The sequence below is a fragment of the Coleofasciculus sp. genome, assembly GCF_046539235.1.
GTDB lineage: Bacteria > Cyanobacteriota > Cyanobacteriia > Cyanobacteriales > Coleofasciculaceae > Coleofasciculus.
This window is the reverse complement of sequence record NZ_JBKHHI010000110.1, coordinates 1-16,868: the sequence shown is the minus strand read 5'-3', so window position 1 is coordinate 16,868 and position 16,868 is coordinate 1. Positions and strand designations below refer to the sequence as shown.

At 44.9% G+C, this 16,868-nt stretch carries 16 protein-coding genes; 2 read left to right on the top strand and 14 right to left on the bottom strand.

Features of this window, described 5'->3' with window-relative positions:
- Nucleotides 1-148 precede the first annotated feature (148 nt).
- On the top strand, nt 149-2,158 hold the full coding sequence (locus tag ACLFWI_RS12285) for a pentapeptide repeat-containing protein (RefSeq protein ID WP_446413170.1): 2,010 nt from the start codon (nt 149-151) through the stop codon (nt 2,156-2,158).
- A 12-nt stretch (nt 2,159-2,170) separates the two neighbouring features.
- Nucleotides 2,171-4,210, top strand: a complete 2,040-nt coding sequence (locus ACLFWI_RS12280; RefSeq protein ID WP_446413169.1) for an NACHT domain-containing protein — start codon at nt 2,171-2,173, stop codon at nt 4,208-4,210.
- Nucleotides 4,211-4,253: 43 nt separating this feature from the next.
- On the opposite strand, the gene ACLFWI_RS12275 is transcribed toward ACLFWI_RS12280, so the two are convergent.
- The 14 genes from ACLFWI_RS12275 to ACLFWI_RS12210 all read right to left on the bottom strand — a co-directional run.
- A complete protein-coding gene (locus ACLFWI_RS12275; protein WP_446413168.1) occupies nt 4,254-4,514 on the bottom strand; it encodes a hypothetical protein in 261 nt (86 codons plus the stop codon).
- Nucleotides 4,511-4,828, bottom strand: coding sequence for a hypothetical protein (locus ACLFWI_RS12270; RefSeq protein WP_446413167.1), 318 nt, complete (start codon nt 4,826-4,828; stop codon nt 4,511-4,513). Before ACLFWI_RS12270 ends, ACLFWI_RS12275 begins: the two co-directional genes overlap by 4 nt.
- Before the next feature lie 49 nt (nt 4,829-4,877).
- Nucleotides 4,878-5,147, bottom strand: coding sequence for a hypothetical protein (locus ACLFWI_RS12265; RefSeq protein WP_446413166.1), 270 nt, complete (start codon nt 5,145-5,147; stop codon nt 4,878-4,880).
- Entirely contained in the window at nt 5,144-6,055 is a 912-nt protein-coding gene (gene thyD, locus ACLFWI_RS12260; RefSeq protein WP_446413165.1) for a thylakoid membrane protein ThyD, read from the bottom strand. Before thyD ends, ACLFWI_RS12265 begins: the two co-directional genes overlap by 4 nt.
- A 7-nt stretch (nt 6,056-6,062) precedes the next feature.
- On the bottom strand, nt 6,063-6,452 hold the full coding sequence (gene psb28 / locus ACLFWI_RS12255) for a photosystem II reaction center protein Psb28 (RefSeq protein WP_446413172.1): 390 nt from the start codon (nt 6,450-6,452) through the stop codon (nt 6,063-6,065).
- A 116-nt stretch (nt 6,453-6,568) separates the two neighbouring features.
- Entirely contained in the window at nt 6,569-9,367 is a 2,799-nt protein-coding gene (secA, locus tag ACLFWI_RS12250; RefSeq protein WP_446409259.1) for a preprotein translocase subunit SecA, read from the bottom strand.
- Between the two features lie 45 nt (nt 9,368-9,412).
- Nucleotides 9,413-9,604 carry a hypothetical protein gene (locus ACLFWI_RS12245; RefSeq protein ID WP_446409258.1) on the bottom strand — a complete coding sequence of 64 codons (192 nt, stop codon included), beginning with the start codon at nt 9,602-9,604 and terminating at the stop codon, nt 9,413-9,415.
- A gap of 117 nt (nt 9,605-9,721) precedes the next feature.
- Nucleotides 9,722-10,657: an Rpn family recombination-promoting nuclease/putative transposase gene (locus ACLFWI_RS12240; RefSeq protein WP_446413164.1), complete on the bottom strand. Its 936-nt coding sequence runs from the start codon at nt 10,655-10,657 to the stop codon at nt 9,722-9,724.
- Between the two features lie 109 nt (nt 10,658-10,766).
- On the bottom strand, nt 10,767-11,258 hold the full coding sequence (locus ACLFWI_RS12235) for an ureidoglycolate lyase (protein ID WP_446413171.1): 492 nt from the start codon (nt 11,256-11,258) through the stop codon (nt 10,767-10,769).
- A gap of 34 nt (nt 11,259-11,292) precedes the next feature.
- Nucleotides 11,293-11,928 carry a uracil phosphoribosyltransferase gene (upp, locus tag ACLFWI_RS12230; RefSeq protein ID WP_446409256.1) on the bottom strand — a complete coding sequence of 212 codons (636 nt, stop codon included), beginning with the start codon at nt 11,926-11,928 and terminating at the stop codon, nt 11,293-11,295.
- 361 nt (nt 11,929-12,289) lie between these two features.
- On the bottom strand, nt 12,290-12,697 hold the full coding sequence (locus tag ACLFWI_RS12225; RefSeq protein ID WP_446409255.1) for a response regulator transcription factor: 408 nt from the start codon (nt 12,695-12,697) through the stop codon (nt 12,290-12,292).
- Nucleotides 12,698-13,115: 418 nt separating this feature from the next.
- The gene (locus ACLFWI_RS12220; RefSeq protein ID WP_446413163.1) at nt 13,116-14,048 is read right to left on the bottom strand and encodes an isoaspartyl peptidase/L-asparaginase; all 933 of its coding nucleotides are present in this window, start codon (nt 14,046-14,048) and stop codon (nt 13,116-13,118) included.
- A gap of 23 nt (nt 14,049-14,071) precedes the next feature.
- Entirely contained in the window at nt 14,072-14,224 is a 153-nt protein-coding gene (locus ACLFWI_RS12215) for a DUF2256 domain-containing protein (RefSeq protein ID WP_446337469.1), read from the bottom strand.
- 410 nt (nt 14,225-14,634) lie between these two features.
- A partial coding sequence (locus tag ACLFWI_RS12210; RefSeq protein WP_446413162.1) for a putative Ig domain-containing protein occupies nt 14,635-16,868 on the bottom strand: 2,234 nt, incomplete at its 5' end.

Genomic DNA, 16,868 nt, shown 5'->3' with positions numbered 1-16,868 from the left:
ATGAACGGGTGGCGTCTCTTGAGGCGAAGATGATGGTGTTGGAGGGATTGGTTAAGGGAGGCTAATGTTCAGCAACCTGTTGGCACAAAAGAACTAACAATTCACCTAGACAATATTCTTAGTCATACTGACACCGAAAGCGAATGGGATGAAAGCTGATGAGGTTCTGAGACGATATGCAGCAGGGGAACGGGATTTTCGCCGTATAAGTCTTCGTGGTCAATCATTCAAGGGGAAAAATCTTTCGGGAGCCGATTTTAGTGAGGCGGATATTCGAGGGGCAGATTTTACTAATGCTTACCTCAAAGATGCCAAGTTCTGTGGAGCAAAAGCGGGACTCCAGCGACGATGGGCAACGAGTTTAGTTATAGGCTTGTGGATACTATCAGGGCTATCAGGGATATATGCATTATTTTTCGGTACTGTCGCAGCATATATGTTTGACAGAGGGATTGTACTCATTATCACTGCTTGTGTCGCCTTCATAACGTTTGCTGTCTCCTGGCTTGTCGATATTCGCAAAGGTCTAGTGTTAGGTTTTGGTACTTTTGCTGGAGTTTTCGCTGTCGTTGGAGCTTTAGTTAGAGCTGTTGCTATCGCTTTCATTGGAATTTTTATTTTAATTGGAGGAGGTGGCTTTATTTTCGCTGTTATTGGAGCTTTCACTGGATTTTTTACCGGATCTCTTACTTTGTCTCTCACTGTCGCTGTTGTTGTAACTGTCACAATGGTAAGTTGTTATATTCGCTGGCTTACCTTAGCTGAAGATAAAGAATTCGATTGGATTTGGAGTTTTGCGATCACCTTTGCCGCTACGGGTGGAACCAGCTTTCGCCATGCTGATTTAACCAATGCTGACTTCTGTTGCGCTACACTTAAGAGTACAGATTTCAGAGGAGCTAACCTCACCCGGACTTTCTGGCAAAAAGCTGAAAAACTTGATCGCGTTCGTCCTGGTAAAACTTACCTAAAAGATGCACAAGTGCGGCAATTGCTGATTACAGGACAAGGACAAGACCAAAATTTTGACTACCGAAACCTGCGTGGTGTCAACTTACAAGGTGCAAACCTAGCCGACTCTAGTTTTATCGGCGCTGACTTGAACGAAGCCAACTTGCAAGATGCAGACTTATCCAGAGCCAAATTAGTGCAAACCCAATTGGATGAAGCCGATTTAACAGGTGCAACCCTCACCGGAGCCACAATTGAAGATTGGAACATCACGAGTCATACGAAATTGCAGGGGATTAGATGTCGGTATGTCTTCATGCGTTTACCGACTAAAGATGACCCCAACCAACGCCGCAAACCGGATAACTGGGATGAGGAGTTTGAGGATGGAGATTTTGCTGACTTTATTAAGCCAATAGTCGATACCCTTGACCTTTACCATAATCAGGGGGTTGACCCCCGTGCTATTGCAATCTCCTTTAAGCAGTTAGCTGAAAATAACCCAGAGGCTGAATTAAGGATTGCAGCGATGGAAGCGAGGGGACAAGACAAATTCTTACTCCGTGCAGCAACCGCTCCTGACGCTGACCATTCTAAGCTGAACGCTGAGTATTTCAAGACTTATAATCAGATTAAAGCCTTAGCGGAGGCAGAAGTACAGGCACTACTCGCTGAGAAAGATAGCCGAATTTCCAGTTTAGAGACTATGGTAGAGACGGCGCTACAGCGTCCAAGTTTTTATACAAACACGCAAGTTGAACAGGTAGGTATTATGACTAACAATCCTGGTGGTATTTCTCAATCCAATACAGGTTCAATGGGAGGTGGACAGCAAGGCGCTATCGGTGACCACAACAAGCAAACGATGTCCACTCAAGCGGCTGCATCCGCAGGGGAACAGCTAACCCAACAAGAAGTTCTGCAAATGCTGGAGCAGATTGAGCAAATGATTGATTCTGCTGAAATCCCAGAAGACATTAAAGAAGAAGCAAACACTTACTTGGGGGCGGCGAAAAAAGCTGTTGAGAAAGAAGAACCAAACAAAGAACGAGTAAACATTAACCTAGAAGGAGTAGCAGAAGAACTAGAGAAAGCCAGTAAGGTAGCAGAAGCTGGCACTACTTTATTTACAAAAGTAAAGCCAATTTTCGTTAAAGTTGCAGGTTGGTTAGGTGCAGCCGCAGGTTCTTTCTTAGGTACTCTCTAATCGTTATAACAAATGTGTGAACCACCGTCCCATGAACCTCATTCACAACAGTCCCAGCCTGAACCAAATGTTCAGCAGAAAAATGCAGGTTCAATGGGTGGTGGACAACAGGCGGCAATTGGTGATAGAAATGTCCAGGTACAAGGAAAGGGTAACTGGGTCTGGAATTTTTTCTTTGGTTGGGGTGGCAAAAGTTTAACTCCACGCCAAGAATACCGCAATCGTCAGGCTTTACTCAATAAAGTCAACAACTATTGGGTCAAAGGTGTTCTGGAAAAAACCCTCTACAATCAGGTGATGATTGAGTTGGGATTAGAGGAACGCCCCGATACTATTACTAATCCTTGGAGTGCCATTATAGAGACGGATGACTCACCTCAACCTCTCCCCGATGGAACTAAAATAATCGATATATTTGACCAAATCGGCATAGGTCGAACGCTACTCATTTTAGGGGAACCAGGGTCAGGAAAAACCACGACGTTATTGGAACTCACCCGCGATTTAATTGCCCGTGCTGAACAAGATATCAATTTGCTGATTCCTGTTGTATTTAACCTCTCTTCTTGGGCGAATAAGCGGCAGAAGATTGAGGATTGGTTAGTGGAGGAACTGAATACCAAGTATGACATTCCCAAGAAAATAGGTCAAGCCTGGGTAACGCAACAGCAACTGCTACCATTGCTGGATGGTTTGGATGAAGTCAAGGCTGACTATCGAGACGACTGTATTGCAGCGTTGAACAAATTAAAGCAAGATTATGGTGCAGAATTGGTGGTATGCAGTCGGATTAAAGACTATGAATTCTTATCTAACCGTCTGAATTTTCAAAGTGCTGTTTATATAAAATTGCTGACATTAGAACAAATCTGTGATTACTTGGATAATGTCGGTGCTGACTTGGCGGGGTTGAGGGCATTAATGGCAAGGGATACAGTATTGCAAAAGTTAGCTTTCTCACCTCTAATGCTTAATATTATGACGCTGGCTTATCAGGGAGTAGCACTTGAGGATTTACCAAAAATCCAAGTGTTGAAAGAGCGACGCAAGAAGTTATTTGATGACTACCTTGAGCGAATGTTTAATCGCCCTAATCGTTCAAAATGCAAGCAAATATACTCAAAATATAAGACAATTCGATGGCTTAATTGGCTGGCGCAGAGAATGGTTCAGGAGTCTCAAACAATATTCTTGATTGAAAGTATTCAACCTTATCTGTGGTTGCAAAATATTCAAGATAAATTAGTGTATGGTTTTATATTGGGTTTAAACCTAGGATTACTAAATTTTATTTTTCTGTATTTGCTAGATAGAACAGTTTTTGGATTCATAGTAATCCCTTTGTTTTTGATACTTGGAATGACCAGAGGAAATCAAGTACAAATACAACCGATTGAACTTCTGCAATGGTCTGGGAAAAAAGGATTACATGACTGGTGTGCTTTTATCAATAAATTTAAAATTTATAGCTCAACTTTTTTTATGATTTCTACAGCTAAATTTTATCTGGAGTCAAATTCATATAATCAAATACTCAGGATATTTATTGCTTTATCTGGAGGGTTAATCTCTGCTATAGCATTGACTATATTTATGACAATATCTGTTGGAACATGGCGATTTTTGATGGCTGGGTTTCAGGTCAAGAATACAGGCAATACAACTGTTCCAAATCAAGGCATTAAAAAGTCATTTAAAAATGCTACTTTTACAACTTTAATTGGTTGTTTAATTCCGGTATTAATATGTTTACCGTTAATTGGTTTAACCGAACTGCTGCACATAAAACCTGAATCTTTAACTGGACTAGGCATTCTGAAAATAGGGTTGTCGGTAGGACTGATGGTTGGTACAATGCGCGGTTTTTTATGCATAATCCAACACTTTATTTTACGCCTAATCCTTTACTTCAACAACTACATCCCTTGGAACTACGCCCGTTTTCTCGACTACGCCGCAGAACGCATCTTTCTTCAAAAAGTTGGCGGCGGCTACATCTTTATCCATCGAATGCTGATGGAACACTTTGCCCAGATGGAACGTGAATCATAAACCCCCACCGGATAAAGCTTACAAACAAATACCCAACATCACCCTATCGGTACTCAACCCCATCAAGACTCACCGTTCCCTCATACAAATCAAACACATCCTGTCCTTGTGCTGTCCGCATGGCTCGATTTCGTTCAATCACCAGCCACCCCAATCCATCGATATCTTGACTATTAACGGCTAACCAACCTGTCGTAAATCCCGTATCCAACAACGCATCAACTTGAAACGCTTCACCCTCGGCTGTAATCAAATCAATCTCAAAAAAAAGCTCACCAATATCGCCAAATCTGCCAGAAATCATATCATGCCGCAGGCTCCTGTCTGATTAATTCGGAATGTCATTAACCAGCCAGTCGGATACTTTTGACGCGCCTTTTCCACCGCCTTATCTTCATCGGGATCAATAAAATAGTTCCCACTATTTGGCTCAATTAGTATAAACCAGTTATAGTAATCACTAATTAACTCATCCCGGACTCGTTCAAAAACCGGGAAACAGCGTTGATACCGTGCGTTTCGTTCCGCTTTCCGTCTTTCCAGTTCTTGCGGCGGTATTGTATGTTGAGGAAATATTCGACCCCGACGTAAGGGGCGCTGGGTTTGCTGCTGGGTCATATTATGTTATGTCCGGTTGAATAAGTTGTTCAGTATTTAACCCTTAATGTCAATAATGACAAAATTCTTGTAGTGCGAGCCCAACCCCGAACCCTCCCCCATCGGCTTTATCCAGAAAATTTGTCAACACCCTCAACAGCATTGAGGCTTGGGGTTGGAATAAGGACGGGTTTTGTTGATAGGTTCTTGGTGGGGAGGGCGGGTTTTGTTGATAGGGTATCGGTGCATGTCTGAATTGAATGGCTAAACCCGCCCCTACAATTAATTCCTGGATATCCGCCTCGGTTATCCCCAAAAAGGTTTTTCCCAAGCGTGTCACTTAGACGTCACAATATCAGCTAATGCAGGTTTGACATTGGCATAGTCATAGTTAAAACCACTGCTAGTTGTCCGCTTAGGTAACACCTTTTGACCCTCTAACACCACCTTCGCCCCCTCTCCCAGTAACGCTTCTAGGGCAATACTGGGAACAGGTAACCAGGAGGGACGATTCATAACATCTCCCAAAGTCTGGCAAAATTCCGACATCCGCACTGGGTTGGGTGCTGTAGCATTGAAAACCCCTTCCATCTCATTGCGGGTGAGTGCATTGATAATCAAGTTCACCAAGTCATCTCTGTGAATCCACGAGAACCACTGACGCCCACTACCAATTGGACCGCCAGCAAATAGTTGAAATGGAGGTAACATTTTCGCTAGTGCGCCACCATCACCGAGAACAATTCCAAACCGGAGGATAACCAATCGCACCCCAGCCTCTTTCACCTTTTGCGCTTCCGCTTCCCACGCCTGACAAACTTGGGCGAGAAAATCGTCTCCAGGGGGACTGGTTTCAGTATAGGTTGCTGTTTCGCTAGTCCCGTAATAGCCAACAGCCGACGCATTCACTAAGACGCTGGGTTTGGGTTGAGCTTGGTTGATGGCTTCAACAATTCGCCGGGTTCCCAGTTGGCGGCTATTGAGAATTGCTTTTTTCCGTTCCGGTGTCCAACGATGCTCACCGATGGGTTCCCCCGCCAAGTTTACCACCCCATCACAACCCGCGATCGCATCTTGCCAAGACCCAGATTCGGTGGGAGTATAGCCGACAATCTCTAAATCAGGAAACAGCCGAGTCGCTTTGGCTCGGTTTCGGGTTAAAATCATCGGTTGATGCTTTAACTCAAGCAGACGCTTGACTAAGCGAGAACCAATAAATCCGGTGGCTCCGGTAATAGCAATTTTCACGATTAACCTACTCTGCTCCCTGTGCTTGTTTTGTATCACCGTAAGCCATATCATTGGCTTCGGCATAGCGGTGCATAAAGCGCATGAACCGATCCCAGTGATCTTGGCGTTCGATGTCAAATTCGCAGTCTACCCGCTTTAAATCATCGCCTTCTGGACCACCGAATATAAATTTAACCGATGATGGTTCCACACTAATTTGCCCTTCTTCATCAATCAAGAGTAAGGCATTGGCGAATCGTTTGGTATAACTCTGGAATTTTTCTATCGCTTTTAAAGAATCGAAACTCATTAATACTGAACGCACGCCCGAACTTCGATTTCGCCGCAAGCTAACATTGCTCAGTTCTTCTGGAAGTCCTTCAAAAAATTGAATCGATGGCGTTTGGGAAGTCATTTTTAAATGGCAAATACTATATTCTTCAGTATACAAAACTTTATGCCTCTCACCGAAGAGATCCCCGACTCCTTGAAGACGTCGGGGATCTAACGCTGACGAGAAATGACTCAAAACTACACGGCTTGCGGTTGCACTTGGGGCTGGAATTGGAACAGTGAATACACCACATTGCGACGAATGTCAATCATCATTTCCAAGAAGGTTTCATATCCTTCTTGCTTATACTCAATCAGTGGGTCTTTCTGCCCATAACCCCGTAACCCGACTGACTCACGCAAGGCATCCATTGATTGCAAATGCTCCCGCCACAGGGTATCAATCTGCTGCAAGATGAAGAACCGTTCTGCTTGTCGCATCAATCCCGGTTGAATCTGATCGATTTGGGCTTCTTTAATGTCGTAAGCTTTGCGGACTTCTTCATGCAAGAAGGTTTTAATCTCCGTGACTGTCATATCATCGAGATGTTCTGGCTGGAGATCTTGCAACAAATAGACAAATTCTTGTACCTTGGACACCAAGCTGCCTAAATCCCATTCTTCCGGCGGCAAATCCGGGTTGACGTAGGCGTCTACAATATCATCCATCGTCTTCTCCGCATATTGGATGACTTGTTCTTTCAAGTCTAATCCTTCTAACACCCGACGACGTTCGGCATAAATTGCCCGCCGCTGATTATTCATCACCTCGTCATATTCAAACACCTGTTTCCGGGTGTCATAGTAGAACGTTTCTACTTTTTTCTGCGCTCCTTCTAAGGAACGAGTCAACATTCCAGATTCGATCGGCATATCTTCCTCAACTCGGAACGCATTCATCATCCCCGCCACGCGATCGCCCCCGAAGATTCGCAGCAAGTTATCCTCTAAGCTGAGGAAAAACTTCGTCGAACCCGGGTCACCTTGGCGTCCCGCCCGTCCCCGGAGTTGGTTATCAATCCGGCGAGATTCGTGGCGTTCGGTACCAATCACATGCAATCCGCCGATAGGCTCGGTGTTGATTACCTCATCATGTTCTTTATGAGTAAAGGCTTCATATTCCTTTCGCACCGCCCGACAAACCTCCCGCAGCTTTTGAATCACTGGGTCATCCGTCGGCGCATTTTCCGCCGCGATCGCTATTTTTTCTTCAGCTTCTAATTCCGGTAGACTGCGTTCCCCATACTGCTGCACCGCAAACTTCACCGCCTCAATCAACTTTTGTTCGGTTTCCGGAGACAACTGAGTCGGGTAAATCTGGGGACTCACCTTCCAAGTTTTCACCTTTTTCCCTGGCGCAAACCCTTGGGCTTGGGAGCGTTTTCCGCTACCGGATGCCATAGCCGCAAAAGAATCTTCTTCTTCGGGGATGACAATCTGCGGCATGAAATATTCCCGCACTTTCAGCCGCGACATGTAATCGGCGTTACCCCCTAAGATAATATCGGTTCCGCGTCCTGCCATGTTGGTGGCAATCGTCACCGCCCCTTTACGACCGGCTTGGGCGACAATTTCTGATTCCCGTTCCACGTTCTCGGGTCGGGCATTGAGCAGGTTATGGGGAACGTTCAATTGGGCTAACAAACGCGAAAGCACTTCTGATTTTTCCACACTGGTTGTACCCACCAATACTGGGCGCCCTTGCTCATGCATGTCCGCACATTCTCGTGCCACCGCTTTCCATTTGGCTTCCTCAGTTTTATACACTACATCCGACATATCCCGCCGTCCGGGGGGCTTATTGGTAGGGATAATCGTGACTTGTAGGTTATAGATTTTTTCAAATTCGGCTTCTTCTGTTTTGGCTGTTCCGGTCATCCCGGCTAGCTTGGGATAAAGCAAAAAGAAATTTTGATAGGTAATTGTCGCTAGGGTTTGGGTTTCTTTTTGAATCTCGACACCTTCTTTTGCCTCAATCGCCTGGTGCAGTCCATCACTCCAACGCCGTCCCTGCAAGACCCGTCCGGTAAACTCATCGACGATGACCACTTCGTCGTTACGCACGATATAGTTTACGTCATTGGTAAACAGTTCCTTTGCCTTAATCGCGTTGAAGATATAGTGCGCCCAAGGATTTTCCGGGTCATATAAATCCCCAACCTCTAGGAGTTTTTCTGCCTCGATAAAGCCTTCATCGGTGAGGATGACATTACGCGCTTTTTCATCCACCTCATAATGCTCTTCCGGCTGAAGCATTGTAGCGATTTGAGCCGCTTTCATATAGTTCTGGGTAGGGCGTTCCACCTGTCCGGAAATAATCAGGGGGGTGCGGGCTTCGTCAATAAGTACGGAGTCTACTTCGTCAATGATGCAGTAATTAAAGGGACGTTGCACCACCTCACTCATTGAGGTTGCCATATTATCTCGCAGGTAGTCAAAGCCCAACTCGCTGTTTGTGGCGTAGGTAATATCACAGGCATAGTTGCGCTGTCGTTCCGCAGGACCCATACCCGACTGAATCAGTCCCACCGTTAATCCTAAGAAACGGTGTACCTGTCCCATCCATTCCGCGTCCCGGCGTGCCAGGTAATCGTTAACGGTAACAATATGTACGCCTTTGCCACTTAGAGCGTTGAGATAAGCTGGGAGGGTAGATACAAGGGTTTTCCCCTCACCCGTTTTCATCTCCGCGATTTCTCCCCGGTGCAGCACAACACCACCTAATAGCTGCACATCAAAATGGCGCATTCCCAGAACCCGCCATGCAGCTTCCCGCACTACGGCAAAGGCTTCGGGTAGGAGATCCTCTAACAGTTCTTCTTGCTCACGATCAGTTGTCGCTTTTTCAAGCTGCTGCTTGAATTCTGCGGTTTTCCCTTGGAGTTGCTCATCGGAGAGCGATCGGATATCTTCTTCCAGAACGTTGATATCGGCAACGAATGGTTGGTATCTTTTAAGTTTGCGGGTATTTGGATCGCCAAGTAAGTTTTTTAACATAGCAGGAGAGGGATACGTCTAATCGCACTTTGTCTAGGGTTAAGGTTAGGCACTCAAGACTAAGGGCATGAATAGGGGAGGGATGCGTTCACAGGCAATCTTCCACGAGTCCCAGTGACTAACGGCTAACCCATGATAAACCACCGCTGAGGGCGGCATTTTTATGATCATCCTACCATTTTTGCTCAGATTGAGGGGCGCTTCGTCCTTCGTCCTTCGTCCTTCGTCCTTTGTCATTCGTCATTTGTCATCTGTCATCTGTCATACTCGCTGCCCGAAAAGAAGCAAGCTACGTCTTATGTAAGGGTTTGAGGCATATTCACAGAACTTAAAGTTCAGTTTATTTCCACCAATCTACTGGCGATTCTCCAACCAACTGGCTAAATCTGGTAAACTTTGAAAATCGAAAATTTCCTCAGTTAACCGTTCCAAATCGCTCAACGGTAATTCGTCAATCTTGCGGCTGATTGCCAACGGAATTTCGCCAAAACGCTTCAGAATTAGACGCCCTACTAGAGTTTTGGTCTGTTGTAGTCGCCCTTCTTCTTTTCCTTCTTCTTTCCCTTCTTTTTTTCCTTTTTCTTCAGCATAAGCAAGCCGTCCTTTTTCATCTTGCAACATCATGCCTCGCCGATCAACCACCTCCAACTCTTCTACCGTCATTGTGGCTTGGTTAGCAAGGTTTAAAGCAAGTTCTATCTCTGAAACTTCCCCTAAATTATCAGGGACACTCTCCAAACTCGCTGCTTCTTTCAGGAAATAAATCCATTTATCGGTTAAACTCTGTAGTTCAGACAAGGTTTTATTGAACTTGGGAAGTTCGACAAAAATTAGCTTCAATTCACCATCGAGAAGTTCAAATTTTTGGGTTTTCTCTTGAAAGATAAATTGGTTAATTACCTGAGCTGTGTTGGCAAACAAGATAAAATCAGTAATTGTTACGGCAATTGCTGGATTGAGGAAAGGATAATCATCGCCTGTTTTTAACTGGTTACTATAGGCTTTTGCCAAGTTATAAGCTACCCGCTTGTTAAAGGCAGTCATCGGCGCTATTTGCATTTCAATGACCACAATAGAGCCATCCGCTAAAACAGCTTTGACATCTAAATAAGTTTCTTTTAAGGTCATCACCTGACCCGGATTATAGGGATTAACAATTGTTAGAGATTGAATGATTTTTTCTTCGTTATAAATTATTGCATTGAGAAAACTGATTAAAATCTCTTGGCTTTGTTCGGAACCAAATATTTTTTTAAAGGCATAATCGATTTTGGGACTAATAAACCTCATTTTAGGTCTCCCGTTTCAGTATAAATAGATGGAATATAGTCCGATTCTAGCACAGCGATAGCCCCGTCTTTCATTTACTAAAAAGTGATGATTTTATTGAGGTGATACGTCAAACAATTTCCAACTCTAAATTGTGGCTTTCCCTAAAATCATGGGTAAAGTGGTCAACCTCATTTGTGTCACTCAGTTCCAAATTGTAGAAATCGACAACATCATGTTCAAAATAAGGACCCGCGTGCCAAGTTCCTAGTTCTAACTTGATGAAGCAGTTTCCCGGAATCCGAAAAACTTTAATTTGATCAATGGCGGGTTGTTCATGTTCACAAGCAGGTGCAACCGCCATCCACCAGTCTTTCCCTTCTAGAGAACCCAAACATTGGGTACATTGCTGATGGCGCGTGATTTTGTGAAATTTGCGACCTCTGTGATACAAGCGCATGATGTAAAAGCGGGGAGTACCGTTGTGCAGAACTAATTGTGCATCTGTTGCATCATAGGGTTTATCATCGGCTGTCGGGGTAATTAACTGACCGAAGGGTTGAAAGCGTTCGGCGCTAATCTCTTCTAGTGGAAGTTGTTTCACCGAAATAGTGCGATTCATAACAGATATCGATAGTGCAACACCAAGCTTACTGCTATTTTGTCCCAAACAAGCGATCGCCTGCATCCCCAAGTCCGGGCAAAATATAACCATGCTCGTCTAAGCTTTGATCAATCGCGGCGGTATACAGAGGGACGTCCGGATGATGATCATGGAAATTCGCGATTCCCTCTGGTGCAGCTAGCAAGCACAAAAATTTGATGGACAACGGGATAAAATCCTTCACCCGCTCCACGGCGGCTACGGCTGTATTCCCTGTAGCCACCATGGGATCAACCACCAAGATGTCTCGGTGTTCAATATCATGAGGCAGTTTGCAATAATATTCAATCGGAATCCGAGTCGTTGGATCACGATACAAGCCAATATGCCCCAAGCGGGCGGCAGGGATCAGTTCTAAGATACCATCAACCAGCCCTTGCCCTGCCCGCATAATCGAAACAATCACCATTTTCTTATCTGAAGCCAGCATGGGAGCGTGCATGGGAGCCAGAGGTGTTTTAATCGGTGCGTATTTAAGCGGTAAGTCCCGCGTTACCTCGTAAGCTAGCAAGCCGCCAACTTCTTTCATCAGTTGACGAAATTTAGCCGTACTGGTATCAGCCTGACGCATAAGGGTTAGCTTGTGCTGTACGAATGGGTGATCGATTACTGTAACTTGAGGGATCATCTGTTAATACTAGACAGCTTTTTATCTGTATAGAAGTTAATCTTCCTGAGAGTATACCACTCCTGTTGCCAAATCACAGCAAAGAAAGGAATATAAGGTAAAATGCATTTGCAAAATTGATTTAATTCATTTTTGCAACTCCCAAAATAAAAACAATATAACAGTGAGAATATTAGCCTATTTTACACTAGCAAAGTCAATGGGTAACGTCATAGTTGGTGGGCAATGGACTAAAACTCTTATCCAGTCGTCTAAAGACGACTGGATCTTGGGAGCATCTTATGGTAGAGACGTTGCATGCAACGTCTCTACAACTTCACTATTGCAAGAAAGCCTATTGCCTATTCCCTGGCGCGTAGCGCTATACTTTTGATGCAGAAGAGGGAGAAGGAATATCCGTTAACACTCGCTTCACCATGCTGATAAATTCCTCCAATACATAAGGTTTTGTTACATACAGATTTGCTCCTAGACCTATACCGCGTTCAATATCCCTGGGGTCAGATTTTGCTGTCAAAAAAATAAACGGGGTTTGGCGACCAAATCGGCGCAGTTGTGATAATACAGTATACCCATCAAATCCGGGCATATTAATGTCGCAAATAATTAATTCTGGGTTCAGGCATAAGCTAAAGTTGATGCCACTTGACCCGTTATCTGTGGAAATTACATCATAGCCATTGGACGGGTTATATCCTTCCATCGCTAAAATTTCGGATAAATTATCCCGTAGGCTTATGTCATCTTCAATGATTAGAATTCTTCGCATTGTCTCGCCTATTTCCATACTGGCGTTTGAGTTGGATTGAATTAGGTTATCTTTCTTTATTGTTCCCTAATAATTGAGAGTTTACATCCGTGAATTCTCTGGTTTTTTCAAGCTTTCGGGAAAACTAGACCTTGCTTATCGTTGGGGAACTCTCTCCTAGAATTTACCGATCGCTATCCTTATAAAGATTTGCAAACAAAACTTGACGCCAGCGAGTTTTATCAGTGAAACTACAGACAAGAGCGTAATACACTGTAAACAGCCGTATTACGTAAGTTGTGGTTAACTCCAAAGGCTGATTAATCCATAATTAGCCGGAAGCTGGGATGGAACAGCACGTCTTGCCCAGAAATACTGTCTCCATCCAGGCAACCCGCGAGATTGGTTGATTGAGCCTATTGATGAAGGATAACCTTTGCTATACCGTTTGCACCTCCTCAATCATTTCTAGTGTGTCTCCCTTTTGGTGTCCGGTATGGTAAGCAGCAAGGAGAATTTGGCTGGTTTTTCCGCAGGCGATCGCACCTGTAGCGTCAATGGCGATCGCACCTAAATCCCGCCGATTCTCCTTTGCTTCTTTTATGGAACGTTCCATAGCATCGGCTAAGGATAAACCGTCGGTGACACGCACCACAACCCGTGCAGCGAAGCATTCATCAATGATATCTTCCCCAATTCCAGTACAACTTACCCCGGCGTTTAGGTTGGCGTAATTTCCCGCAGGCATAGCGGAATCGCTGACTCGACCAATGCGTTCAAATCCCTTACCCCCAGTCGATGTACCCGCCGCTAAGCCGCCTTGACTATCTAACGCCACAACTCCAATTGTGCCACGTCCGGCTTCCGAAGAAAGGAGTTCGGGTTCGCTAACCACATCCGCCATTGTCCGTTCAAAGTTGTCCTGTCTATCCTGTAGCCACTCCTGTAAGCGCTTCTCCGTTAACGGGTTGTAAATCGGTGCATTCACTTCCCGCACCAATTCCGCCGCCCCAAAATCCGAGAGGACGCGATCGGGACAATCTTGCAAAATCTTCGCCAAATCGATGGGATTTTTAATCCGCGAGACATTAATCACACCGCTAAAGCGTTGAGGTTTTCCATCCATCAGTGACGCACTCATGCGAATCTGTCCATCCGATTGTAATACCGAACCCGTTCCGGCATTATAGCGGGGTTCATCTTCTAGGAGTTGACAGCCTCGAATCACCGCTTCACGGGCGTTTGCACCCGATGATAACAGGGCATAGACATGATCAAGTATTTTATAAAGAGAATCGCGCACCGCTTGGGTGGCGTCTTTGGTTTTCAGGGCGCTTCCGGCACCACCATGGATAATTAATTTGGGTTGCATTGAATTCACGAACTCCTTTACAGTTAACTGGCTTGGGATTTGCGTCGGCGACAGCGTTCCGAGCAGAACTTCACATTATCCCAGCATTTTGCCCATTTTTTGCGCCAAGTGAAAGGACGTTCGCAGACGGGGCAGATTTTGGTCGGTAGATCTGACTTAGAGCGTACTCGTGCCATGTTACGTTAAGGAGCAGTTAACTCCTCAATCGTAACTCCTTGTAACCCTGTAATCCTTTAACCCTGTAATCCTGTAAACCAGTAAACCGCCATCGTGGGTTAGGCGGAACTTTATTTAGGAAAATACCATTTAATCGGCTATCCGCCGTCACCCACAAATAATGAATTTTCCCAGAAACCGTAGTGGACTGACACAGCTAAAATTGTGGATTAAATTTTACCATTGGATCGGGCGCACGTCTCTGCGCCCCGACAATTCTAATCTACCAAATAAGGTGTGCCACGCCACTACAATTGGATGGGATTGAAAATGATGCCAAATAACCTGTAGGGGCGACCCGCCTGCATCAATTAACAACTCCAGTCCCTTCAATAAAATCGGGTCGCCCTCAAACTTTGAGGCAAAAGAATCAGGCAACAGTTAAATCAACCTGGAAGGTGAAATCATTAAAATCATTGTCACCACCTCCATACAAATCCTCAAAGCCAAAGGTGTTATCACCTAGTAGGCGAATGTGGTCAACCCCATCAGGATTCGCACCTAAATGGGCAAAGTAAGCAATGGGTTTTCCATAACCGAGGTACTGATTGTTGGAATTCTCAGCCAGCCATTCCTCCGTAGTGCCATTGGCGATAATGTAAGGTGCAAGCAGACTTCCTCCCTCTAATTGGGTGTCAAACGTCGCCATCCCCCGATTCACATCACTAACCACCGATTGGGCAAGGGCAGCTTGGGCATAACCTTCGTCTTCTGGGTAAATCAGTTGACCCGTCATTGGATCTTCAACTGCCCCTTCCTCATTTTCAATCACATACAAGCCGACGGAATTATCGAAACCAGCATGACTCTTAATCTCGATAAAATTCGCGTCTACCGGACTGGTTTGTCCACGTAAATCAATGAGTTCTCGTTCTCCTTGTAATTGAGTTCCTAAAGCCGGAGAATCATTCGTCGGTTCAACGGTTAGAGTTAGAGTATCATTACCTTCTGCCATTGGGTTTTGCCAATTGAGAGTAAACTGATTGTTCTCTCCATTCAGTACCTCAAAATAATCTGTATTGTTGGCATTCGCGCCGGGAAGACTAAACCAGACATTGGTTGGCGTTTGCCCCGCATCTAATCCGGCTCGGACATTATCCGTTGTGCTGTTTTGCACCAGATAAAATCCCAGATTGGGACTCGTCTCACCGAAAACTTGCTCTACATCCAAAATCCGAGTTAGGTTATCGCCGGCAAAATTATTGGGTAAACTGGAGAACAGAAGGTTTCCTTCGTTCAAAGCAGTTTCTAGATAGCTGGTTTCCCCTGGTTTAATCCCATTAACATTTCCCGCCGCGTTATCTACTTCAAAAATGCCAACTTCACTGACAAAGGAGGAGTTGTTACCCGTAAGCGTGAACAGGAGATTACTGGCTGGATATTTGCCATTGAGAAACAACAGATCATTTTTGAAGTTGAGTTTAGGCTTAGCATTGCCATTATTCGTGGTTCCCCGATTAATTGTTAAGTCAAAGACATCACTGATTTCCCCGCCATTACCGTCATTAGCGGTGAGAGTAATCGAGTTAGTGCCGATGCCTTTGTTGCGGGGAGTACCACTAATTACACCCGTTTCCGGATTCAGGTTTAATCCTTTGGGTAAACCCGTAGCTGAGAAGGTGAGAGAGTCGCCATCGGGGTCAGTGAAATAGTCACTGATGTCTAGACTGTAAACTTGTTTTGTCTTTGCCGTTTGGTCAGCGATGGGAGAAACTAAGGTAGGGTCATTATTAACCACAGGTGCAGGAGTGATATCTAACTCAAACCCATCGGTTTGTGTACCTCCTTGTCCATCCGATGCTGTGACCAAGATATTTAGTGAAGTTTCATCTCCACTGTCTGGTGTACCGCTGAATGTACCCGTTTGTGAGTCAAAGGTTAACCAGGAAGGAAGGGCATTTCCATCTGCTAATGTGGCAGAGTAGGTTAAATTATCTCCATCAGCATCAGTAAAGTTATTGGTGATATCTAAACTGAAGGAGTCTTCGGCTTCAACGGTTTGGTCAGCGATGGGAGAAACTAAGGTGGGGTCATTATTTACTACAGGTGCGGGAGTGATATCTAACTCAAACCCATCGGTTTGTGTTCCCCCTTGCCCATCCGATGCGGTGACCAAAATATTCAGTTGAGTTTCATCACCTGTGTCTGGTTTACCGCTGAATGTACCAGTTTGTGAGTCAAAGGTTAACCAGGAAGGAATGTCATTTCCATCGGCTAATGTGGCAGAGTAGGTTAAATTATCCCCATCAGCATCAGTAAAGTTATTGGTGATATCTAAACTGAAGGAGTCTTCGGCTTCAACGGTTTGGTCAGCGATGGGAGAAACTAAGGTGGGGTCATTATTTACTACAGGTGCGGGAGTGATATCTAACTCAAACCCATCGGTTTGTGTTCCCCCTTGCCCATCCGATGCGGTGACCAAAATATTCAGTTGAGTTTCATCACCTGTGTCTGGTTTACCGCTGAATGTACCAGTTTGTGAGTCAAAGGTTAACCAGGAAGGAATGTCATTTCCATCGGCTAATGTGGCAGAGTAGGTTAAATTATCCCCATCAGCATCAGTAAAGTTATTGGTGATATCTAAACTGAAGGAGTCTTCGGCTT